The organism is Aquabacterium sp. A3 (genome assembly GCF_038069945.1).
Taxonomy (GTDB): Bacteria; Pseudomonadota; Gammaproteobacteria; order Burkholderiales; family Burkholderiaceae_C; genus Aquabacterium.
Map to the genome: position 1 here is coordinate 902,404 of NZ_JBBPEV010000001.1, position 20,922 is coordinate 923,325.

The window sequence follows — 20,922 nt, forward strand, 5'->3', positions numbered from 1 at the left end:
CGCTCTCCGGGGCTTCAATGAGGTGCAGGTGTCGGACTGGTTTTCGGCAGATGGGATGGAATCTTTAAAACAGCTCGACAGAGCCGGCATCCATCTCATCTTGAGTGACGGGGTTGGGCTTCAGCGGGCCCTCATCCACCACGGCAGCGCCATCGGGATCGTCGTCCCCCAGGGCGTCTCTGGCAATCTGGTCTGCGCAACTGCGCAAGCGTTGGTTGGTGTGGGCGATCAACTGGGTGGCCATGTCCTGGAACTGCAAGGCCGTGACGGTCTTGAACAGCTCCTGACGCACCGCCATCAGGCTGGGGGTGATCGTGTGGCCCTGGTCTATCACCTCGCCCAGGGCGCCCGCCGAGGTGTGGAACCCATCCATCAGGGCCACGCAGGCATCGTCCAGCAAACGCTGAAGACGCTCCAGATCATTGGTGGCGGTCATCAAGTGGTCCTGAAGCTCCGCCGCAAGCAGCAGGGAGAGCTCTGGCGGCGGCGGTGAATCGACGATTTCGTCGTGGCTCATCTTGACTCCACTCAAGCGGTTCTGTTGAATCGGGTCGGCACAACGCCTCGCCAGATCACAGGGTTGGTTTCGGCACACCGAGAGAATTCCTTAATACTTCCCGCCCCGGTCAGGTGTCGAATCAGCACTTGTTAGAATTTTTTCCACTTTCACCAGCTTCTGGTTGGTGATGACGCGGTAAAACTTGGCGTAAATCGCCAGATTGAAAGCTCACACGTGTCGCAGCCCTCTGCCTCTGCCCCCCTTCACAGCCAGCCATCGGCGTCGAGTCATGGGGTTCGATTGCGGGTGCTGCACCTCGAAGACAACGAGGAAGACCACGAACTGGTCGCCATTCACCTGCACCGTGGCGGCATCCGTGCCGACATCCAGCGGGTGGACACCGAGGCGGCGTTCGCCGACGCGCTTCAGCAGGAATGGGATCTGATCCTGTCCGACTACAACCTGCCGGGCTACTCGGGCCTGGCTGCCCTGGACAAGGTGCGCGCCATGGGCAAGCTGGTGCCTTTCATCCTGGTCTCTGGCGAGATCGGCGAAGACATCGCCGTGCAAGCCATGCGCAACGGCGCCAACGACTACCTGCTCAAAAGCAACCTGGCCCGCCTGGCCCCCGCCGCCCTGCTGGCCATCGAAGCCAACCGCACCCGCATCGCCAAACAGCGGGCCGACCACGCCCTGAGCCGCTCACGCCAGCAATTGCGTGAATTGGCGCAACACCTGCAAACCAGCATCGAGCAAGAGCGGGCCGCCATCGCCCGTGAAATCCACGACGACGTGGGCGGCGCACTCACCGCCGTCAAGTTCGACTTGGCGTGGATCGCACGCCACGCGGGCTCACCCCAGATCGCCGAGCGGGTGCAACAGGCCCTGGAGGCCGTGAACCACGCCCACGAAGCCAGCCAGCGCATCATGCACAACCTGCGCCCGGCCATCCTGGAGCAGGGCCTGGTGGCCGCGCTGCAGTGGATGACCGACCGCTTTGCCAAGCGCACAGGCCTGCAGGTGGCCTTCCGCACCAGCCAGGAAAAGATCGTATTGCCACCGGGCGTGCCCCTGGTGGCCTACCGTTTTGCGCAAGAGGCGCTGACCAATGTGTCCAAACACGCCCAGGCCAGCCGCGTCAGCGTGGACGTGACGCAGGCCGGCGGGGTGTTGTCCATCGAAGTGACCGACAATGGCCGAGGACTGAGCACCGAAGATCTGGCCAAGGCCCGATCGTTTGGCATCCGGGGCCTGCACGAACGGGCCGAGACCGTGGGGGGCTGGGTGGACATTTCCAGCAACCCGCATGGGACAACCCTGATCTTGTCAGTGCCCTTGTCCGGCCCTGAAAATGGTTTCATCGACCGGCTTCTGCCCGACCTGGACGCCGAGCCCACGCAAGACGACGACCGAGACGACCCCACCGCCTGGGGCAAACTATGATCCAAGTGATGTTGTGTGACGACCACGCGCTGATTCGGCGTGGCATTCGAGACACCCTGGCCGACGCCGACGACATCGAGGTGGTGGGCGAAGCTGGCGACTACGGCGAGCTGCGCACCCTGATGCGCGACAAACGCTGCGACGTGCTGGTGCTGGACATCAACCTGCCGGGCCGCAGCGGCCTGGACGTGCTGCACGTGCTCAAGGAAGAAGGCAACCCGGTGAAGGTGCTGGTGGTGTCGATGTACCCCGAAGACCAGTACGCCATGCGGGCCCTGAAGGCCGGCGCCAGCGGCTACCTGAACAAGGGCAGCGACGCCGCCCAGATCGTGCAGGCGGTGCGCACCGTGTCTCAGGGCAAGAAGTACGTCACGCCCGAGATGGCGCAGATGCTGGTGGACAACCTGACCGCCCCCGCGCCCGAAGAGGCGCACCAGAAGCTGTCAGACCGCGAGCTGCAAACGCTCGTGATGATTGCGTCAGGCAAGCGCCTGTCGGACATCGCCGAGCAATTGCTGCTCAGCCCCAAAACGGTCAGCGTCTACCGCGCCCGGGTGCTGGAGAAGCTGGGCTTGAGCAACAACTCCGAGCTGACGGTGTACGCCATCCGTAATGGCTTGGTGTAAGGCTCACTCTTCCAGCAACGAACGCAGCATCCACGCGGTCTTCTCGTGGATGTCCAGGCGCTGGGTGAGCAGGTCGGCCGTGGGCTCGTCCGAGGCCTCGTCCACCAGGGGGTACAGCGAGCGGGCCGTGCGGGCCACAGCTTCATGCCCTGCCACCAGGATGCGGATCATCTCTTTCGCCTTGGGCGGCTGGGTGGGCGCATCGGCCACGGTCGAGGCCTTGACGTAGTCGGCGAACGAACCCATGGCGGGATAGCCCAGTGCACGGACGCGCTCGGCGATCGGGTCCACCGCATTCCACAGCTCGGTGTACTGGTCCATGAACATGGTGTGCAGGGAGTTGAACATCGGGCCCGTCACGTTCCAGTGGAAGTTGTGGGTGGTCAGGTACAAGGTGAAGGTGTCGGCCAACAAACCATTCAGGCCCTTGGCGATGGCCTCACGGTGTTTGGCCGACATGCCGATGTCGATGGGCATGCCTTTGGCGGCCAGCGCCTTGGTGGCTGTCTTGGGGGCTGCAGTCTTGGTGGTCTTTTTGTCGGCTTTGGTCATGAGGCGCACTCCTGATGCGTGGGTGTGTCATTCGGTACAAGCACTGTACCCCCATTGACATGGCCCAGTGATGACGGGCGATGAATCCTGACGATCACAGTCTTCCATCCATTCCATGGGCATCAGGTCTCATTCGATCGGCGTGAGCTTGGCCACGCTCAACATCAGCCACTTGGTGCCATGCCGGCCGAAGTTGACCTGCACCCGAGCATCGTTGCCCGAGCCTTCCAGCGTCAGCACCAGGCCTTCGCCAAACTTGTTGTGGAACACGCTTTGGCCCACCCGCAGGCCGGCCTCGCTTCGAGACTCGCTCATGGCCTTGGGCAGGGGCGCGGTCAGGTCCTTGAAGGCGTCTTCAGCACGGGCGCCGCCACGCCAGGCGGGCGCGGTGCGGCCACTGCCCTGGCCACCACCATAGCCCCCCGAACGATAAGGCTGCGCCCCCGCCCCCACCATCGAGCCCATGCCGCGCCCGCTGGCCCAGGCATCCTGGTAGGCGCCCGCAAAGCCCGACCCAAAGGCCTGGTTGCGCGGGGTCAGCCACTTCAAGGCCTCTTCGGGCAGTTCGTCCAGGAAGCGGCTCTTGATGTGGTACCGCGTCTGGCCGTGCAGCATGCGCGTTTGGCTGAACGTCAGGTACAGGCGCTGGCGTGCGCGGGTGATGGCCACGTACATCAGCCGGCGCTCTTCTTCCAGGCCATCGGCGTCGCTCATGGCGTTCTCGTGCGGAAAGAGCCCCTCTTCCAGCCCGGTCAAGAACACATTGATGAACTCCAGGCCCTTGGCCGCGTGGATGGTCATCAGCTGCACGGCGTCCTGCCCGGCCTGGGCCTGGTTGTCGCCCGCCTCCAGCGAGGCGTGGGTCAAGAAGGCCAGCAGCGGCGAGATGATCTCGCCCGTCTCGGCATCGGGCAGCACGTCCACCGTGGCCACGGCCGCCGGCAGGCCGGGCGCCAGGCTGCCCACAGGCGTGTCGTCGGCTGGCAGGGCCACGGCGTCCTTGCCAAAGCCTTCTTGGGTCACGAAGGCCTCGGCCGCGTTCACCAGTTCGGCCAGGTTCTCCACCCGCTCCTGCCCGTCTTTCTCGTTGCGGTAGAAGTCGGCCAGGCCGGAGGTCTCCACCACGTGCTCGATGATCTGGCGCAGCGTCAGGCCGGTGGTGGCCTCGCGCATGGCGTCGATCAGGGCCACGAAGGCGCCCAGGTTGGCGCCCGCCTTGCCCGGCACGGCCGTCACGCTTTGCGACAGGCTGCGCCCGCTCTGACGGGCGGCATCCTGCAATTGTTCGATGGTGCGCGCACCAATGCCCCGCGCCGGAAAGTTCACCACCCGCAAAAAGCTGGTGTCGTCGTTGGGGTTCTCCAGCAGGCGCAGATAGGCCAGCGCGTGCTTCACTTCAGCCCGCTCGAAGAAGCGCAGGCCGCCATACACCTTGTACGACACCCCCGCGTTGAACAGCGCCGACTCGATCACCCGCGACTGCGCGTTGCTGCGGTACAGCACCGCGATCTCGTGCAGGTCGCAGCCTTCGCGGCGCAGGTTCTTGATCTCATCGACCATCCACTGCGCTTCGGCGTAATCAGTGGCCGATTCGTACACGCGGATGGGCTCGCCCAGGCCCGCGTCGGTGCGCAGGTTCTTGCCCAGGCGGCGGCTGTTCTGGGCGATCAGCTGATTGGCCGCGTCCAGGATGTGGCCGTGGCTGCGGTAGTTCTGCTCCAGCTTGATGACCTGCTGCACGCCGAACTCGCGCTCGAAGTCGCTCATGTTGCCCACCCGGGCGCCTCGGAAGGCGTAGATGCTCTGGTCGTCGTCCCCCACCGCAAATACGCTGTTGCCGCTGCGCCCAGGGTCGCCCGCGAACATCTTCAGCCACAGGTACTGCAGGCGGTTGGTGTCTTGAAACTCATCAACCAGGATGTGCCTGAAGCGGCGCTGGTAGTGCTCGCGCACCTCGGGGTGGTCGCGCATCAGCTCATAGCTGCGCAGCATCAGCTCGGCAAAGTCCACCACGCCTTCGCGCGTACATTGGTCTTCATAGGCCTGGTACACGGCCAGTTGCATGCGGCCCAGCTCATCGCGTGGCTGGATGTCCTTGGGGCGCAGGCCGTCTTCCTTGGCGTTGGCGATGAACCAGGTGGTCTGCTTGGGCACGCACTTTTCTTCGTTCAGCCCCAAACCCTTGATCACCCGCTTGACGGCAGAGAGTTGGTCTTGCGTGTCCAGGATCTGAAAGGCCTGTGGCAAGCCCGCCAGGCGCGCGTGGGCCCGCAAAAAACGGTTGCACAGGCCGTGGAAGGTGCCGATCCACATGCTGCGGGTGTTGACGGGAAGCATGGCCGTCAGGCGGGCCTGCATCTCTTTGGCCGCCTTGTTGGTGAAGGTGACCGCCATGATGCCGGCGGGCGAGACCTGGCCCGTCTGCAGCAGCCAGGCGATGCGGGTGGTGAGCACCCGCGTCTTGCCCGAGCCGGCGCCTGCCAGGATGAGCACCGGCGCGGCCGGGGCCGTGACCGCAGCCAGTTGCTCAGGGTTGAGCCCCACCAGCAAGGGGGAGTTGCCGCCAGCAGCGGGATGAGAAAAGATGGCGGGCGGGGGTGCGGACATGGTCATGTGAAAATTGTAGGCTGCGCACCATCAAAAACACGGGCCGTCGCTCTTGTCACCCTTGGTCGACCGCCACAACAGCATCAGGGAACCCCATGACACCGTCCAGTCACCCCTCCACTCAACCCGACTCCACCCACGCCGATTCGGGGATGGCGTCCTCGTACGACTACGTCTCCGACCAGTCCATGATGACGGGGGCCCACGTGGGTCGACACGCCCGTGAGGCCGCCAAGGTGCATCGTTTTGGCGTGAACTTCAGCGGCTCAGGCAGCGAATACTTCCGCATCTGGATCGTCAACCTGCTGCTGCTGATCGTCACGTTCGGCCTGTATTACCCCTGGGCCAAAGTGCGCAAGCTGCGCTACTTCTACAACCACACCGAGGTCGCTGGCCACCCCTTTGATTTTCATGGCAACCCGCGCCAGATGCTGCGGGGTTTTTTGCTGATGGCGGCCCTGCTGCTGGCGTATGGCTTGGCCGGTAACGTGAGCGAAACGGCCGGAGCCATCGCTGGTTTGATCCTGGCACTGGTGTGGCCAGCCCTGTTGCGCGCCTCCTTGCAATTCAGGCTGGCTCAAACCAGTTGGCGCGGGCTTCGCTTCAGCTTCCGGGGCTCCATGAAGGATGCTTACATGGTCTTCCTGGTGCCGGGGCTGATGATGGTGGGGGCGCTCGTGGTCTTCGGCATCCTGATGGTCGTGCTGCTGCCGGGGCGCGCCGCCCAGGGCCCCATGGCGCCGCACCAACTGGGCATGGCCGGGTTGCTCTCGCTGTTGCTGCTGGCGGCCTTCATGAGCCTGATGCCCTACCTCCTGTGGCGGCTCAAGGCGTATCAGCATCGCCACTACGCGCTGGGCCCCTGGCAGACCACCTTCACGGCCACCTTCGGCGAGATGTGGCGTGTATTCCTTCGCTCCAGCATGGTGCTGCTGGCCGGTGGCGTCCTGGTGGTGGCGCTGGCCGGCGTGTGGTCATGGCTTTCTGGCAGCATGGACACGGACACATCTGCGGGCACCAAAGGCGCCTTGATCAGGATGTTGCCCGTGATGTTCGTGGGCTTTTTTCTGGTGCAGCTGCTCTACAGTGCCCACCTGACCGCCTCTTTGCAAAACCTGGTCTGGACACGCACCGGCAACCGGCAGATCCGGTTCAAGAGCGAGCTTTCGCATTGGCGCCTGATGACACTGATGCTCAAGAACATGGTGCTCACGGGCCTGACCCTGGGGCTGTATTGGCCTTTTGCGGCCGTGGCCATGGCCAAACTGAAGCTGGAAGCCATCCAGGTCCACACCCGTCAGCACCCCGATGAACTCATCGTTCATGCGCAGCACACCTACAAAGACGCCGCGGGCGACATGGCTGGCGACCTGATGGGCCTGGACGTGGGGCTGTGAGTCCAGACAAAAACACCCCCCAAGGCTTGTGCGTCGATTACTTTGACGGGCGGCGCGCCAAACCCTTGACATCCACCCTGCGCCGTGAAGGCGATCAGGCGGTATTGACCACGCCAGAAGGTGAACTGCGCCTGCCCTGGCAGGACATCGAGTGGCCTGAACGGACTCGGCACGGCGGCCGCACCGCCCACCTGGCATCGGGCGGCAGTCTGCACAGTGCCGATGGCCCGGCATGGGACGCCTGGCTGCGTGCACACCAGGTGAGCGAAAGCTGGGTGGTGCGCGCCCAGCAAAGCTGGCGCGCCACCCTGCTGGCCGTGGTCATGCTGGTGGCCATGGGGGCCGTCATGTACCGATGGGGGCTCCCCTGGGCCACCTCAGGCGTGCTGCACTGGGTGCCCATCACGGTGGACGCCCAGATCGGACAACGTGCGCTTGACAGCATGGACGGCCAATGGCTGCACCCCAGCCGTTTGCCACACGACACCCAGCGGCGCATTGCGCAGGGCTTCGAACAAGCTGTTCAACGTTACCGCCAAGCCCATCCATCGCCGCATCAAGCCCCACCGGCCGTGCGCGTGTACTTTCGCGCCTCCAAACTGGGGCCCAACGCCTTTGCCTTGCCCGGCGGCAGCCTGGTCTTGACCGACGAGCTGGTGGCCTTGCTTGACGACCGGGAAGACGTCCTCATCGGGGTGCTGGGCCACGAACTCGGGCATGTTGAGGCGCGGCATGGCATGCGTGCCGTGGTGCAATCCACCTTGCTGGGTGCCGTCACCACCTTGGCCCTGGGCGACATGAGCGGCTTGTTGGTCAGTGCCCCTGCGGTGCTGGGCCACCTGCATTACTCGCGGCAAATGGAGCGTGAGGCCGACGACACGGCCATTCGCTTCTTGAAGGCCAACGGCATGCCTCCCAGCATCATGGTGACGCTGTTCGAACGGCTGCGAGACGATGACCCGTCACGGCCACCTGACCAGGACGAAGGTGGCTTGGGCATCGCCCTGAGCAGCCACCCGGCCGATGAAGAGCGCATGGCCCGCTTCCGCGAGGCAAGCCAGGGGCTTGGCCCTTGAAGGGTCGTCAACCCAGGCGCAGGGTCTCGCGATAGTCGGGCACCCTGGCAGGCCAGCCCAGGCGCTCTTCGATGCGCAAGCGCAAGGTGTCCGCCGCGGCGGGCTCTCCGTGGGTGACCATCACCTGCCTTGGCGCGGTGGGCATCTGCCCCAGCCAATCCAGCAAGCCTTGCTGATCGGCGTGAGCTGACAAGCCCTCGATCTGGCTCACCTCTGCGCGGATGGGCACGTACTCGCCGAACATCTTCAACGAGGTTGTTCCACCGGCCAGCGCGGCACCACGGGTGCCGCCCGCCTGGAAGCCGCCCAGCACGATGCTGTTTCGGGGGTGTGGCCCGTGGTGGAGGATGTGATGCAAGACCCGCCCGCCCGTCACCATGCCGCTGCCCGCGACGATCACCATCGGATACCGCTGCTGCAGCAAGGCTTTGGACTCTTCCACACTGCGCACGAAACGGGTCATGTGGGCAATGCCCTCGCACTCCGCTTGCGTGAGCCGGTGTCCGTCATGGTGCTTCAGGTACAACTGCGTGGCAGAGATGCCCATGGGGCTGTCCAGCACCACCGGCAAGGCGGGAATGGCCTGCGCCTGCAGGAGTCGGTACAGTGCGTACAGCAGCCCCTGGGTGCGTCCCACGGCAAAAGCGGGGATGATGACCACCCCACCGCGGGCTGCCGTGCGTCGCACCACGTCGCCCAAGCGCTCGATCGGGTCCACCTCTGGGTGCAATCGGTCGCCGTAGGTGGATTCGATCACCACCCAATCCGACGCTGGTGGGGCGGCTGGCGGCCACATCACCAGGTCATCATCACGCCCCAGATCGCCCGAAAACAGCACCGAGCGGGCATCTGACCGCACCTGGATGCTGGAGGCGCCCAGGATGTGCCCCGCACCGCTGAACCGGGCCACCACACCCTGCGCCAATTCCAGCTCACCATGGGCGGGCACGGCCTTGATGTGCTTGAGGCAGGCCTCCGCATCGCGCACGGTGTACAAGGGCTCGGCCGGGTCATGGCGCGTGGCCTTGTGCCGGTTGCGGTAGCGCGCCTCTTCTTCTTGCAGATGGGCCGTGTCTTGCAACAAGATGTCGCAAAGGTCGGCCGAAGCAGCCGACGTCCAGATGGTGCCCCTGAAGCCATGGCGCGTCAGCAACGGCAAACACCCGCTGTGATCAATGTGGGCATGGGTCAACAAGACCGCGTCCAGAGATGCGGGATCGAATGGCAAAGGTGCCCAGTTGCGTTCGCGCAGGGTCTTGAAGCCCTGGAAGAGCCCGCAATCCACCAGGATGCGCAGACCATCGATGTCGAGCAGGCTCTTGGAGCCGGTGACGGTGCCGGTGGCGCCATAAAAGGTCAGGTCCATCTCACTCCTTGGTGGTGCGGTCACCAGTCTGGGAAACGGGTGTGGCGGGCAACGCCTTCACCAACTTGAGCAACACAGGCATGGCCACGGGCGACATGCGACGCCACCACCGCCAGACACCCCAGGCCCGGCTCGCAACCGCTGGCGCCGCTTTGGGTCGCCAGACCAGCAACACGGCAGCGGCCCCGGCCCACACCCAAGGGTGGGCGCGCAGCCACCGCCACCCCTGGTCAGCACGGTCCAGCGTGCGCCAGGCGGGCTGCAAGCCCTGGTGTAGTTGTTGACTCAAACTCAGCCGCAACACGGCTGATCGCGCCAACAACAAGCGCTTGCGCGCGGCGCGTTCGGCCTCATCATGAATCATGAGGTGCTCCGTGGGCAGGAGGCCGGGACGTCGCGCTGGCCACCGCTGGCGAGCTCCCTGTCAGGGCCTGCCGATCAGCCTCCAGCTCGTTCAGCGTGGCCGACATCCAACCTTGAGAGCCTTTCAACAGGGACTGCGCACGCCAGATTGACCACGCGGCCAAGCCCAGAAACGACAGGGCGAACATCCCCAGGGCCAACAGACGGTGGGTGTCCCACAGCATGACCGTCAGCCAGACGGCCATGAACATCAGGCCGAAGCCCCCCATCAGGATGGCCAGGGCCCCCCAGGCCAGCACGCCCAGCAGACGGCGCTTCTCATCCTCCAGCTCGATGGCCAGCAGCTCCAGCCGCGTGTGAGCCATGCTCAGCAGGGTACCGCCCAAGGCGCGCAAGGACGATTGCAAGGCCGCGCCAGCCGCTGGCCGGTCAGTGGCGTCGGGTTCACCGGCGCTCATGCCGCCGTGCTCAGCGACGGCTGATCAGCATGCCCAGCACCAAACCCACACCCGCAGCGATGCCCACCGCCTTCCAGGGGTGATCGTGCACGTAATGGTCGGTGGCCTTGGCCGCCGCACGAGCGCGATCGGACACCAACTCCTGCGCCTCGATCAATCCGTCTTTCGCCTTCGACAGCGTCTCGGTGACCCGGGTGCGCAGTTGCGCCATGCTGGCACTGGCATCGTCCGATGTGGCGGCCAACAAGGCTTCGGCGTCGGCCATGACCAGCTTGAGGTCGGCCATCAGCTTTTCTTTTTGGGCGGTGGTCAGCTCACTCATTTGCAACTCTCCATCAAAAAAAGCCATCAATGCAAGACCAGCAAGGGCACTTCGCTGTGGGCGAGCACGCTTTTGGTGAGCGAGCCATGGATCAGTGCGTCCAGTCCGTGGCGGCCATGTGTGGCCATCACGATGAGATCACAGCCATGCTCCTGTGCGGCGTCGACAATGGCCTGCTCCACGTTGTCCGTGATCACGAACTGGCCATCGAATTCGACCCCCGCGTGGCGGGCCTGCTCGGCAAAGCCCCCCAGCAACTCACGCGCATGCTCTTCACAGCGCCGTTCGTGCTCCTGGAACGTTTCAACGTCATAGGCCACGGCGGCCGTCTCCACCACCATCACCGGCAACGGTGGCTCGGCCGTGAAGCCCGTGATGCGCGCCCCCAGCATCTTGGCCAAACCAATCGCATGGTCCATGGATTTTTGCGACAGATCTCCACCGTCTACCGGCACCAGCAAGTGTTCGTACATGGCGTCCTCCTCGACCAGGGTTTCATCACCGCCTTGCGACGGACCAGTTTCATCGTACGTCGACCTGCGGGCCGCGCCAAGCCGCTCGTGGCACAAGCCCGTCTGTGACACAAGGCCTTTTGATTCACATCAGGAAAGCAAGTTCCCGCCGGCCGGGTGTGTCGCCCGACACCACCACGCGTGATGGGGAGCGCCGCCGCCTAAAATACCCGGATGACCGAACTCGCCAAATCCTTCGAACCCGGCCCCATCGAAGCCAAGTATGGCCCGCTGTGGGAGCAACGTGGCCTCTACCAGCCCACCCTGGACGCGGCCAAGCCCTCGTTCTGCATCCAGCTGCCCCCGCCCAACGTGACGGGCACCCTGCACATGGGCCACGCCTTCAACCAGACCATCATGGACTCGTTGACGCGCTACCACCGCATGCTGGGCCACAACACCCTGTGGATCCCCGGCACCGATCACGCCGGCATCGCCACGCAGATCGTGGTGGAGCGCCAGCTGCAGGAAAAAGGTCAAAGCCGCCACGATCTTGGCCGCGAGGCGTTTGTGGCCAAGGTGTGGGAATGGAAAGAGAAGTCCGGCTCCACCATCACCCAGCAGATGCGCCGCATGGGCGACTCGGTCAGTTGGGAGCACGAGTACTTCACCATGGACGACAAGCTCTCCAAGGTGGTGGTCGAGACCTTTGTGCGCCTGCACGAAGAAGGCCTGATCTACCGTGGCAAGCGCCTGGTGAGCTGGGACCCGATCCTGAAATCCGCCGTCTCTGACCTGGAAGTCGAGAGCGCAGAAGAAGACGGCTCGATGTGGCACATCCGCTATCCCGTTGTTTCGGATGACCAGGGCAGCGATGAAACCCTGGTCGTGGCCACCACCCGGCCCGAGACCCTGCTGGGCGACACCGCCGTCATGGTGCACCCCGAAGACGAGCGCTACACGCACCTGATCGGCAAGCAGGTGCGCCTGCCCATCACCGGCCGACTGGTGCCCGTGATCGCCGACGAGCACGTGGACAAAGAATTTGGCACCGGCGTCGTCAAGGTCACGCCGGCGCACGACACCAACGACTACCAGGTCGGCCTGCGCCACGGCCTGCCCATGCTGACCATCTTCGACCTGGAGGCCAAGGTCAGCGCGCACGAGGCCACCGACATCCCCGCCGAATACGTCGGCCTGGACCGCTTCGTGGCCCGCAAGCAGATCGTCGCCCAGCTCGAAGCCGACGGTCAGCTCGTCGAGGTCAAGAAGCACAAGCTGATGGTGCCGCGCTGCGCCCGCACCGGCCAGGTCATCGAGCCCATGCTGACCGACCAATGGTTCGTGGCCATGACCAAGCCCGGCGCTGGCGGCAAATCCATCGCCGAGCAGGCCATCGAGGCGGTCGATTCCGGCGACGTCAAGTTCGTGCCCGAGAACTGGGTCAACACCTACAACCAGTGGATGAACAACATCCAGGACTGGTGCATCAGCCGCCAGCTGTGGTGGGGCCACCAGATCCCGGCCTGGTATGGCAGCAACGGCGAGATCTTCGTCGCCCGCTGCGAGGCCGACGCCCGCGCCAAGGCCACCGCCGCAGGCTACACCGGCGAGCTCACCCGCGACGCCGACGTGCTCGACACCTGGTACTCGTCGGCCCTGGTGCCCTTCTCCACCCTCGGCTGGCCCGAGCAGACCAAGGAGATGGACCTGTTCCTGCCTTCGTCCGTGCTGGTGACCGGCTACGACATCATCTTCTTCTGGGTCGCCCGGATGATCATGATGACCAAGCACTTCACCGGCAAGGTGCCCTTCAAGCACGTCTACATCCACGGCCTGGTGCGTGACGCGCAGGGCAACAAGATGTCGAAGTCCGAAGGCAACGTGCTCGACCCGGTCGACCTGATCGACGGCATCGAACTCAGCCCCCTGCTGGAAAAGCGCACCACCGGCCTGCGCAAACCCGAGACCGCGCCCAAGGTGCGCAAGGCCACCGAGAAGGAATTCCCCGAAGGCATCCCAGGTTACGGCGCCGACGCGCTGCGCTTCACCTTCGCCGCGCTGGCCAGCCTGGGCCGCGCCATCAACTTCGACTCCAAGCGCTGCGAGGGCTACCGCAACTTCTGCAACAAGCTCTGGAACGCGACCAAGTTCGTGCTGATGAACACCGAGGGCCAGGACTGTGGCCTCAAGACGCACGAGCCGGGCGTGTGCGCCGCCGGTGGCTACCTGGACTTCAGCCCCGCTGACAAGTGGATCGTGAGCGAACTGCAGCGCGTCGAAGCCGCCGTGGAGCAAGGCTTCACCGACTTCCGCCTGGACAACGTGGCCAACGCCATCTACCAGTTCGTCTGGGACGAGTACTGCGACTGGTACATCGAGATCGCCAAGGCCCAGCTCAACGCCGCCAAGGCATCGGGCAACGAAGCCGCTGCAAGGGCCACACGCCGCACGCTGATTCGCGTGCTGGAGACCGTGCTGCGCCTGCTGCACCCCATCACGCCCTTCATCACCGAAGAGCTGTGGCAGGTGGTGGCCCCCGTGGCCGGCCGCAAACAGCCGGGTGGCGACGAGACCCTGGTGACGGCCGCCTACCCCCGTGCAGACCTGGGCCGCGTCTGCGCCGAGTCCGATGCCTGGGTGGCCAAGCTCAAGGCCGTCGTGGGCACCACGCGCAACCTGCGCAGCGAGATGAACCTCTCGCCCGCCGAGCGCATGCCGCTGCTGACCACGGGCGATGCCGAGTTCATGCAGCAGGCGGCCCCGGTCATCCAGGCCCTGGCCAAGCTCAGCGAGGTCAAGCTGCTGGATGAGGCCGCCTTCGCCGCCGCCACCCAGATGGCGCCTGTGGCCGTGCAAGGCGCAGCCCGTCTGGCCCTGCACGTGGAGATCGACGTCGAGGCCGAGAAGGCCCGTCTGGGCAAAGAAGTGGCGCGGCTGCAAGGCGAGATCGCCAAGGCCCAGGCCAAGCTCGGCAACGAGAGCTTCGTGGCCCGCGCGCCAGCGGCCGTGGTGGACCAGGAAAAGCAGCGCGTGGCCGAGTTCACCGCCACGCTGGAGCGCATCCAGGGACAACTGGCCCGCCTGGGCTGATCACGGCAGCACGTCAGGAACACACCATCATGAGCAGTCCCCCGGAGATCACCAAAGCCATCTTTCCGGTGGCTGGGCTGGGCACGCGCTTCTTGCCCGCCACCAAGGCCCAGCCCAAAGAGATGCTGCCGGTTGTGGACAAGCCCCTGATCCAGTACGCGGTCGAGGAGGCCTATGCCGCCGGCATCCGCGAAATGATCTTCGTGACGGGCCGCCACAAGCGCCCCATCGAAGACCACTTTGACATGGCGTTCGAGCTGGAGCACGAACTGGAGCTGGCAGGCAAGCACGAACTGCTGCGCACCGTGCAGTCCATCAAACCAGAGGACATGGAATGCGTCTTCGTGCGCCAGCCCAAGAGCCTGGGCCTGGGGCACGCCGTGCTGTGCGGCGAGCGACTGGTGCGCGGCGAACCCTTCGCCGTGCTGCTGGCCGACGACCTGATGGTGGGAGAGCCCCCCGTGCTGGCGCAGATGGTGGAACAGTACCGCGAGTGGCGGGGCTCCATCCTGGCCGTTCAAGAGGTGCCTGCCGAACACACCCGACGCTATGGCATCGTGGCGGGCAGCCCCGTGTCAGAGCGCGTGATGGCCGTGAATCGCATCGTCGAGAAGCCCTCCCCCGACCAGGCGCCCTCTCTGCTGGGCGTGGCAGGGCGATACATTCTCAGCCCCGCGGTGTTCGAGCAGATCCGGCGACAGCCACGCGGTGTGGGCAACGAAATTCAGCTCACCGATGGCATCGCGGGCCTGCTGAAAACCGAGCCGGTTTACGCCTACCGCTACGTGGGCAAACGCCATGACTGTGGCAGTAAGGAAGGCTTTCTGGAGGCCAACGTGGAGTTGGCCTTGAAGCACCCACAGATCGGCCCTGGCTTCAGCGCCTACCTGCGTCAACTCATGCAGCAGACGGATTGAGCGGCGCCGAGGCGTTCGCCAGGGGCAACAAACCGGCCATTTCCAGCTGCATGGTGATCATGTTCACCAAGGTGGCCACCGACGGCCGCCCCGTGTCAATGCTGTAGTGAGCCACCTCCTCGTACAAAGGATGGCGCTCGTCGTACAGGGCCTTGAGCTTGGCTTTCGGGTCTGCCACCTGAAGCAACGGCCGTTGGGTGTCGTGCTTGAGGCGCCGAAACAGCTCATCCGGCGTCGACCGGAGGTACACCACGGTACAGCGGTCTTTCAGACGCGACCGGTTGGCGGGGCGAAGCACCGCGCCACCTCCCGTGGCCAGCACCACCGGCTCGCTGCCCGCTGCCGTGAGTTGCTCCAGCACCTGCTCTTCCTGGTCACGGAAGGCCGACTCACCGAACTCGGCAAAAAATGCCTTGATGGGCATGCCGAATCGGGTTTCCAGTTCGGCATCTGCATCGATGAACCTGGCCCCGATCCGCCTCGCCAGTTGACGACCCACCGTGGATTTGCCACCACCGGGCAAACCCACCAGGGCAATCACTTTGTCTGGGACCTGGGTCAAGGTGTGCTCTCAGCGCAGGCCAGAACGGTCAGACACCACCTTGGGCGTGAGGAAGATCAGGAGCTCGGAGCGACGGCTGCTGCGCTCCTGGTTGCGGAACAGAACGCCCACACCCGGGATGTCGCCCAGCAGCGGCACTTTTTGCTGTGTCACGGATTCCTGCTGCTGGAAGATGCCACCGATCACCACGGTGCCACCGTTTTCAACCAGCACCTGGGTCTTCACGTGCTTCGTGTCGATGGCGAAACCCGCGGTGGTGATCTGCCCGACGCTGTCCTTGTTCACGTCCACATCCAGGATGATGTTGCCCTCGGGGGTGATCTGCGGCGTGACTTCCAGCTTCAGATTGGCCTTGCGGAACGCAATGGACGTCGCACCACTGGAGGTGGCCACCTGGTACGGCAACTCGGTACCCTGCTCGATCAAGGCCTGGACCTGGTCTGCGGTGATGACCCGTGGGCTGGAGACGATCTTGCCCCGGCCATCGGCTTCCAGGGCCGAGATCTCCAGGTTCAGCGCGTGGTTGACGCTGGACGAGAAGAGCGACACGCCCATCGTGGCGGCCGAAAACCCGTTGAGGCCGTTGGCCGGCAGGTTCACGAAGTAGCTGTTGGCCACCGTGGCGGCTGCCCCGGTCAGACCCTGGCCCGTTTGGGCCGCCACACCAGAGTAGCTGCCAGACAGGCCCAGGTTGAGTCGGCCAGACGTGGCCACCGCCGTGCGGTTGGAGGTGCCCAAACGAACCCCCAGGGTCTTGCCAAACGAGTCATCGGCCTCGACGATGCGCGCCTCGATCAGCACCTGGCGGGCCGGCACGTCGATCTTGCTGATCATCTGCTGGATTTCTTCCAGCTTGCTGGGGATGTCGCTGACGAACAGCTGATTGGTGCGCGTTTCGAAAATCACACTACCACGGGGCGACAGGATGCGGGTGCTGTTGTTGTTGCCACCGCCGCCCGACGTATTTCTGCCCGTCAGGCCCTTGGCGATCTCTTCGGCCTTGGTGTAGTTCAGCTGGAACGACTGGGTGCGCAGGGGCTCCAGCGCGGCGATCTGAGCCTGGGCCTCCAGGTCCATCTTTTCCTTGGCGTTGATCTCGTCCTTGGGGGCGATCCACAGCACATTACCCGACTTGCGCACCCCCAGGCCCTTGGCCTGCAGGATGATGTCCAGCGCCTGGTCCCATGGCACGTCTTTCAGGCGCAAGGTGACATTGCCTGTCACGGTATCGCTGGTCACCACGTTGAAGTTGGTGAAATCGGCGATCACCTGCAGCAGGGCACGAACTTCGATGTTCTGGAAGTTCAGCGAGAGCTTTTCGCCCGCATAACCCGGCCCCTGCGTCAGCTTGTTGGGGTCCACCTTGCGGGGACGCACCTCCAGGACAAACTGGTTGTCGCTCTGGTAAGCAGAGTGCTCCCAGTCGCCGGTGGGCGTGACGTTCAGGCGGATGCGATCACCCAGTTGCGTGGCGGTCATGTCCTGCACCGGGGTGCCGAAATCGGCCACATCGAACTTGCGACGCAGTCGCTCAGGCAGGTTGGCGCCCGTGAACTCCACCACCAGGCTCTTGCCTTGCTGGCGGATGTCCACACCCACCTGGTTGTTGGGCAACTCCACCAGCACGCGACCAGCGCCGTCCGTGCCACGACGGAAATCGATGTCCTTCAAGGCCAGCGGCATGGCGTTGTGGTTGTCGGCAAAGTGAACCGCACTGTCCTTGACCGGCGTGGCCTCGGCCACCGGTGCGGCCTCGGCAGAGGCCTGCACCGCCGGCGCAGGCTCAGGCGCCGCCGATGCCGACGGGTCCAGCATCAGCAGCAAGGTCTTGCCCTGCACCTGTGCCCGGTAGGTCGTGGGCTGGCGCAGGTTGAGGACCAAGCGCGTGCGCTCGCCGGCCTGGGCCACGTTCACCGAACGCACATTGCCCTGATTGATCTCGACCACATTGCGCGCCAGGCCGTTGGTCACCCCCGGCAGGTCAATGGCCACCCGGGGGGGCGCTTGCACCACGAAGCCGGCGGGCAACGATGCCAGGGGTTCGGACAGCTCAACCCGGATCACGTCCGAGCCGGCTTGCTGCGTGCTGGTGATGGCCTGAATGGCCGAGGCTGCCCAGGTCAGGGGCGAGACCAGGGCCAGCGAAGCCGCCGCCATCGAAAGGCGCCAGCCACGACCGGCAAGCCAGTTTGTACGATGGGTCATGTGTCGGTTCTCCAGCTTGGTGCTCATTACCGTGTCTCCTGCAATTGCAGGGTGGCGGTGCGTTCAATCCACTCGCCTGCGGCGTCCTGCACGATCTCTCTCAATTCGATGTCGGTCTCGGTGATCTTCATGATCTTCCCGTAGTTCTGGCCGATGTACTCACCCACCTTGACCTGGTAGAGCAGGTTGTCCACCTTCAGGAGGGCGTGAGGCACACCTCGCCGGTTCACGCTGCCCACCATGGACATGCTGTCCAGGGGGAAGGCCTCCAGAGGCTCCTTGCGGCGGTTCAACTCAGACGCCACCAGTGAATTCGGCTGTGCGGCCTCTTGCTTGAGGGCGCCCGTGAGCTTGCGTGGGCTGAAGGGCTCGGTGCCCTCCATGCCCGAATAAGGCTCTGGCGTGAAGGTCATGGGCGCCGACAAGGGCTGCACATTGGGCCGCACTTGCTGCCGCTGCTGATTCATCCACGATTGCAGCTCGTCTTCCGGTCCGCTGCATGCGGTCAGCGATGCGGCCGCCATCAGCACCAGGGCAGAGCTCAAAACGATGCGTGTGCTCATTTCTTCTTGCCCCCCGCCTTTTTCTTCTTCTGCTGATCGCGATTGGCCTGCATTTCAGCGGGATCGAGGTAGCGGTACGTTCGGGCCTTGGCCTCCATGTACAGCTTGCCGCCACCGCCGTCCTTGCCGGACACGTTGCCGATCACCACGTCGTGCAGGGTCACGATGCGCGAGAGGTTGGCCACGTCGGCGGTGAATGCGCCAATGTCATGGTAGGCGCCGGTCACGCGGATGGCGATGGGCAGCTCGGCGTAGTAGTCCTTGACGACCACCTGCCCCGGGCGGAACAGCTCGAAATCGAGGCCGCGCCCCAGGCCCGCCTGGTTGATGTCTGACAAGAGCGCATCCATCTCAGCCTTGCCCGGCAGCTGCTTTTCCATCTGCTTGACGTACTCCTCTACCTGGATGCGCTGCTTGCGCAACGCGTCCAGGTTGACCGCCTGAGCCACCTTGTTCTGGTAATCCTGCTTCAGGGCAGGTTCGCGGTCGCGCTCTCGCTGCAACTCTTCCCGCTGCCCGGACAGCAAGCCCAGCCAGCCCAACAGCACCACCACGGCCCCCGTTGCCAGAAACGCCGCGAGCTTGGGCAGCAGCGGCCACTGACCGGGCTCGTTGACGTTCAGGCCACGGAACTGATCCTGCGCGTCCTGGAAGAACGCGTTCAGGTCGACATTGGCATTCATCTTGGCCATCCATCACCCCTTTGCAGCGCGCTTGGCGGCGGGCTTGCCTTGCTCGACCTCAGGAAGGGATTCCTGGGGCCGCTTCAGCGACAGGCGCATGGAGAACTCGAACAGACGCTGGGCATTGCCCGCATCGCGTGCGCCAGGGCGCCCAGAGGCCTTGATCTCGACCAGTTCGGGGCGCTCGAACCAGGGCGATGGCCCATTGGTGTTGCGCAAGAACTCGGACACCCGCTCATTGCTCTGGGCCAGGCCGGTGACCAGCACATTCTGGCCGGAGTGACGAACACTGGTGAGGTAAATGCCTTCGGGCGTCTGAGCCACCAGCTCATTGAGCAGGTGGACGGGCGCATTGCGGTCGCTCTGCAGGTTTTCAACGGCGCGCTGGCGGGCCTTCAAGGCCTCGATCTCGCCCTTGAGGGTGGCCACGTCACGGATTTCAACGTCCAGCTTGGCGATGGCGTCCTTGAGGACGCCGTTGCGGGCCTGCTGGCTGCTGATCATCTGCATCTGCACGCCGTACCAGAGCACCACCATCGCGAGGCCTGCAGCAGCAGACAGCCCCAGGCCGGCGAAAAACGCCTGCTTGCGCAAACGGCGCTTTTCTTCGCGGTGAGGCAGTAGGTTGATGAGAATCATGCCAGGAACCTCCGCATCGCGAGGCCACAGGCCGTGAGGTAGGACGGGGCCTCTCGACGCAGCTTGCTCTCACGCACTGCAGAGCCCAGCTTCATGCCATCGAAGGGGTTGACCACCATGGAGGCAAACCCGGTCAACTCCGTGACGCGGTCTTTCAGCCCGGGCAAGGCGGCTGTGCCCCCTGCCAGCATCACGTAGTGCACCTTGTGATGCGGCGTGCTGGTGAAGAAATACTGCAAGGCTCGGCCAATCTCTTGGGACAGGCTGTCGACGAAGGGTGACAGCAGTGAACTTTGATAGTCCTCAGGCAGGTCACCGGAGAGCTTCTTTTGCTCGGCCTCTTCGAACGAGAACCCATACTGACGCGAGATCAGTTGCGTCAGTTGCGCGCCACCAAAGGCCTGATCGCGGTCGTACAGCAACTCATTGTCTCGCAGCACCTTCAGGCTGGTGTTTTCCGCACCGATCTCGAACAAGGCGACCAAGGCATCCTTGCCTTGCCCTGGCAGCGCATCGGTGAGGCGCTGCATGGCCAGACGCGAAGCATACGACTCGATGTCCAGCACAGCCGGCTTCAGCCCGGCGGCCTCGGCCAGCCCTTGACGGTCCTGAACCCGGTCTTTGCGCGACGCGGCGATCATCACCTCGACATCGCCAGCGGACGTGGGGCTGGGGCCGATGACGCAGAAGTCCAGACTCACTTCGTCCAGACTGAAAGGGATGTACTGGTTGGCTTCAGCCTCAACCTGCATTTCCATTTCTTCTTCGCGCAAGCCGGCCGGCAGCATGATCTTTTTGGTGATCACGGCCGACTGGGGCATGGCCATCGCCACGTGCTTGGTGCGTGTGCCGCTCTTGGTCACGACCTTGCGCACCGCCTCGGCGACCTCATCGAACTTCTCGATCTGGCCATCGGCGATCCACCCTTTTTCAAACGATTCGGACGCGAACCGCTCCAGCATGTACTCGCCGGACGCCGCCTGACTCAACTCGACCAGCTTGACGCCGGACGAACTGATGTCCAAACCGATCATGGGCGGGTGTTTGCGGCCCAGGAGCGTGTCAAGAAAACTCACACCATCCTCCATGCGCCAACCAA

Annotated in this window: 20 protein-coding genes; 6 read left to right on the forward strand and 14 right to left on the reverse strand. The window is 64.3% G+C overall.

What is annotated here, in order from left to right; genetic code table 11:
- Positions 1-64: 64 nt before the first annotated feature.
- Positions 65-517, reverse strand: coding sequence for a hypothetical protein (locus tag WNB94_RS03925; protein WP_341388539.1), 453 nt, complete (start codon positions 515-517; stop codon positions 65-67).
- A 216-nt stretch (positions 518-733) separates the two neighbouring features.
- Between WNB94_RS03925 and WNB94_RS03930 the strand changes: the two genes are divergently transcribed.
- Both WNB94_RS03930 and WNB94_RS03935 read left to right on the forward strand, forming a co-directional pair.
- Positions 734-1,942 carry an ATP-binding response regulator gene (locus tag WNB94_RS03930; RefSeq protein ID WP_445819015.1) on the forward strand — a complete coding sequence of 403 codons (1,209 nt, stop codon included), beginning with the start codon at positions 734-736 and terminating at the stop codon, positions 1,940-1,942.
- Entirely contained in the window at positions 1,939-2,568 is a 630-nt protein-coding gene (locus tag WNB94_RS03935) for a response regulator (protein WP_341388540.1), read from the forward strand. The genes WNB94_RS03930 and WNB94_RS03935 overlap by 4 nt, the downstream gene beginning before the upstream one ends.
- Positions 2,569-2,571: 3 nt before the next feature.
- On the opposite strand, the gene WNB94_RS03940 is transcribed toward WNB94_RS03935, so the two are convergent.
- Positions 2,572-3,120, reverse strand: coding sequence for a Dps family protein (locus tag WNB94_RS03940; RefSeq protein WP_445819016.1), 549 nt, complete (start codon positions 3,118-3,120; stop codon positions 2,572-2,574).
- A 129-nt stretch (positions 3,121-3,249) separates the two neighbouring features.
- Complete coding sequence (locus tag WNB94_RS03945; protein WP_341388542.1) at positions 3,250-5,727, reverse strand: UvrD-helicase domain-containing protein; 2,478 nt, start codon at positions 5,725-5,727, stop codon at positions 3,250-3,252.
- Positions 5,728-5,822: 95 nt separating this feature from the next.
- Between WNB94_RS03945 and WNB94_RS03950 the strand changes: the two genes are divergently transcribed.
- A complete protein-coding gene (locus tag WNB94_RS03950; protein ID WP_341388543.1) occupies positions 5,823-7,124 on the forward strand; it encodes a YjgN family protein in 1,302 nt (433 codons plus the stop codon).
- Positions 7,121-8,200 carry a M48 family metallopeptidase gene (locus WNB94_RS03955; RefSeq protein WP_341388544.1) on the forward strand — a complete coding sequence of 360 codons (1,080 nt, stop codon included), beginning with the start codon at positions 7,121-7,123 and terminating at the stop codon, positions 8,198-8,200. Before WNB94_RS03950 ends, WNB94_RS03955 begins: the two co-directional genes overlap by 4 nt.
- Positions 8,201-8,207: 7 nt before the next feature.
- Here WNB94_RS03955 and WNB94_RS03960 read toward each other — a convergent pair whose 3' ends face one another.
- Genes WNB94_RS03960 through WNB94_RS03980 form a run of 5 tightly spaced genes read right to left on the reverse strand, consistent with a single transcriptional unit; the run spans position 8,208 to position 11,182 of the window.
- A complete protein-coding gene (locus WNB94_RS03960) occupies positions 8,208-9,566 on the reverse strand; it encodes an MBL fold metallo-hydrolase RNA specificity domain-containing protein (protein ID WP_341388546.1) in 1,359 nt (452 codons plus the stop codon).
- 1 nt (position 9,567) lies between these two features.
- Positions 9,568-9,930: a YqjK family protein gene (locus tag WNB94_RS03965; protein WP_341388547.1), complete on the reverse strand. Its 363-nt coding sequence runs from the start codon at positions 9,928-9,930 to the stop codon at positions 9,568-9,570.
- Positions 9,920-10,387, reverse strand: coding sequence for a phage holin family protein (locus WNB94_RS03970; RefSeq protein ID WP_341388548.1), 468 nt, complete (start codon positions 10,385-10,387; stop codon positions 9,920-9,922). Before WNB94_RS03970 ends, WNB94_RS03965 begins: the two co-directional genes overlap by 11 nt.
- 10 nt (positions 10,388-10,397) lie before the next feature.
- The gene (locus WNB94_RS03975) at positions 10,398-10,709 is read right to left on the reverse strand and encodes an ElaB/YgaM/YqjD family protein (protein WP_341388549.1); all 312 of its coding nucleotides are present in this window, start codon (positions 10,707-10,709) and stop codon (positions 10,398-10,400) included.
- Between the two features lie 26 nt (positions 10,710-10,735).
- Positions 10,736-11,182 (reverse strand): universal stress protein, encoded by a 447-nt coding sequence (locus tag WNB94_RS03980; protein WP_341388551.1) that lies wholly within the window; start codon positions 11,180-11,182, stop codon positions 10,736-10,738.
- Positions 11,183-11,395: 213 nt separating this feature from the next.
- Here WNB94_RS03980 and WNB94_RS03985 point away from each other — a divergent pair, with 213 nt between their 5' ends.
- Entirely contained in the window at positions 11,396-14,254 is a 2,859-nt protein-coding gene (locus WNB94_RS03985; protein ID WP_341388552.1) for a valine--tRNA ligase, read from the forward strand.
- A gap of 29 nt (positions 14,255-14,283) precedes the next feature.
- Entirely contained in the window at positions 14,284-15,171 is an 888-nt protein-coding gene (gene galU, locus WNB94_RS03990; RefSeq protein ID WP_341388553.1) for a UTP--glucose-1-phosphate uridylyltransferase GalU, read from the forward strand.
- Here the strand turns inward: galU and WNB94_RS03995 are convergent.
- From WNB94_RS03995 to WNB94_RS04020, 6 genes are read right to left on the reverse strand one after another with little or no spacing between them, the layout of a single operon-like run.
- The gene (locus WNB94_RS03995; protein ID WP_341388554.1) at positions 15,152-15,733 is read right to left on the reverse strand and encodes a shikimate kinase; all 582 of its coding nucleotides are present in this window, start codon (positions 15,731-15,733) and stop codon (positions 15,152-15,154) included. The genes galU and WNB94_RS03995 overlap by 20 nt on opposite strands.
- A gap of 9 nt (positions 15,734-15,742) precedes the next feature.
- Positions 15,743-17,938, reverse strand: a complete 2,196-nt coding sequence (locus tag WNB94_RS04000) for a type IV pilus secretin PilQ (protein WP_445819017.1) — start codon at positions 17,936-17,938, stop codon at positions 15,743-15,745.
- A 26-nt stretch (positions 17,939-17,964) separates the two neighbouring features.
- Complete coding sequence (locus WNB94_RS04005) at positions 17,965-18,501, reverse strand: pilus assembly protein PilP (protein ID WP_341388555.1); 537 nt, start codon at positions 18,499-18,501, stop codon at positions 17,965-17,967.
- Positions 18,498-19,193: a type IV pilus inner membrane component PilO gene (locus tag WNB94_RS04010; RefSeq protein ID WP_341388556.1), complete on the reverse strand. Its 696-nt coding sequence runs from the start codon at positions 19,191-19,193 to the stop codon at positions 18,498-18,500. The genes WNB94_RS04005 and WNB94_RS04010 overlap by 4 nt, the downstream gene beginning before the upstream one ends.
- A 3-nt stretch (positions 19,194-19,196) precedes the next feature.
- A complete protein-coding gene (locus WNB94_RS04015) occupies positions 19,197-19,823 on the reverse strand; it encodes a PilN domain-containing protein (protein ID WP_341388557.1) in 627 nt (208 codons plus the stop codon).
- The gene (locus WNB94_RS04020) at positions 19,820-20,857 is read right to left on the reverse strand and encodes a pilus assembly protein PilM (protein ID WP_445819040.1); all 1,038 of its coding nucleotides are present in this window, start codon (positions 20,855-20,857) and stop codon (positions 19,820-19,822) included. The genes WNB94_RS04015 and WNB94_RS04020 overlap by 4 nt, the downstream gene beginning before the upstream one ends.
- Positions 20,858-20,922 lie beyond the last annotated feature (65 nt).

Bases quoted from the DNA above. Each gene is read 5' to 3' on its own strand.
- WNB94_RS04005 (WP_341388555.1), bottom strand. From the start codon at position 18,501: ATGAGCACACGCATCGTTTTGAGCTCTGCCCTGGTGCTGATGGCGGCC.
- WNB94_RS04000 (WP_445819017.1), bottom strand. From the start codon at position 17,938: ATGACCCATCGTACAAACTGGCTTGCCGGTCGTGGCTGGCGCCTTTCG.
- WNB94_RS04015 (WP_341388557.1), bottom strand. From the start codon at position 19,823: ATGATTCTCATCAACCTACTGCCTCACCGCGAAGAAAAGCGCCGTTTG.
- WNB94_RS03940 (WP_445819016.1), bottom strand. From the start codon at position 3,120: ATGACCAAAGCCGACAAAAAGACCACCAAGACTGCAGCCCCCAAGACA.
- WNB94_RS03925 (WP_341388539.1), bottom strand. From the start codon at position 517: ATGAGCCACGACGAAATCGTCGATTCACCGCCGCCGCCAGAGCTCTCC.
- WNB94_RS03960 (WP_341388546.1), bottom strand. From the start codon at position 9,566: ATGGACCTGACCTTTTATGGCGCCACCGGCACCGTCACCGGCTCCAAG.
- WNB94_RS03945 (WP_341388542.1), bottom strand. From the start codon at position 5,727: ATGTCCGCACCCCCGCCCGCCATCTTTTCTCATCCCGCTGCTGGCGGC.
- galU (WP_341388553.1), top strand. From the start codon at position 14,284: ATGAGCAGTCCCCCGGAGATCACCAAAGCCATCTTTCCGGTGGCTGGG.
- WNB94_RS03935 (WP_341388540.1), top strand. From the start codon at position 1,939: ATGATCCAAGTGATGTTGTGTGACGACCACGCGCTGATTCGGCGTGGC.
- WNB94_RS04010 (WP_341388556.1), bottom strand. From the start codon at position 19,193: ATGGCCAAGATGAATGCCAATGTCGACCTGAACGCGTTCTTCCAGGAC.
- WNB94_RS03970 (WP_341388548.1), bottom strand. From the start codon at position 10,387: ATGAGCGCCGGTGAACCCGACGCCACTGACCGGCCAGCGGCTGGCGCG.
- WNB94_RS03965 (WP_341388547.1), bottom strand. From the start codon at position 9,930: ATGATTCATGATGAGGCCGAACGCGCCGCGCGCAAGCGCTTGTTGTTG.
- WNB94_RS03980 (WP_341388551.1), bottom strand. From the start codon at position 11,182: ATGTACGAACACTTGCTGGTGCCGGTAGACGGTGGAGATCTGTCGCAA.
- WNB94_RS03975 (WP_341388549.1), bottom strand. From the start codon at position 10,709: ATGAGTGAGCTGACCACCGCCCAAAAAGAAAAGCTGATGGCCGACCTC.
- WNB94_RS03950 (WP_341388543.1), top strand. From the start codon at position 5,823: ATGACACCGTCCAGTCACCCCTCCACTCAACCCGACTCCACCCACGCC.
- WNB94_RS04020 (WP_445819040.1), bottom strand. From the start codon at position 20,857: ATGATCGGTTTGGACATCAGTTCGTCCGGCGTCAAGCTGGTCGAGTTG.
- WNB94_RS03985 (WP_341388552.1), top strand. From the start codon at position 11,396: ATGACCGAACTCGCCAAATCCTTCGAACCCGGCCCCATCGAAGCCAAG.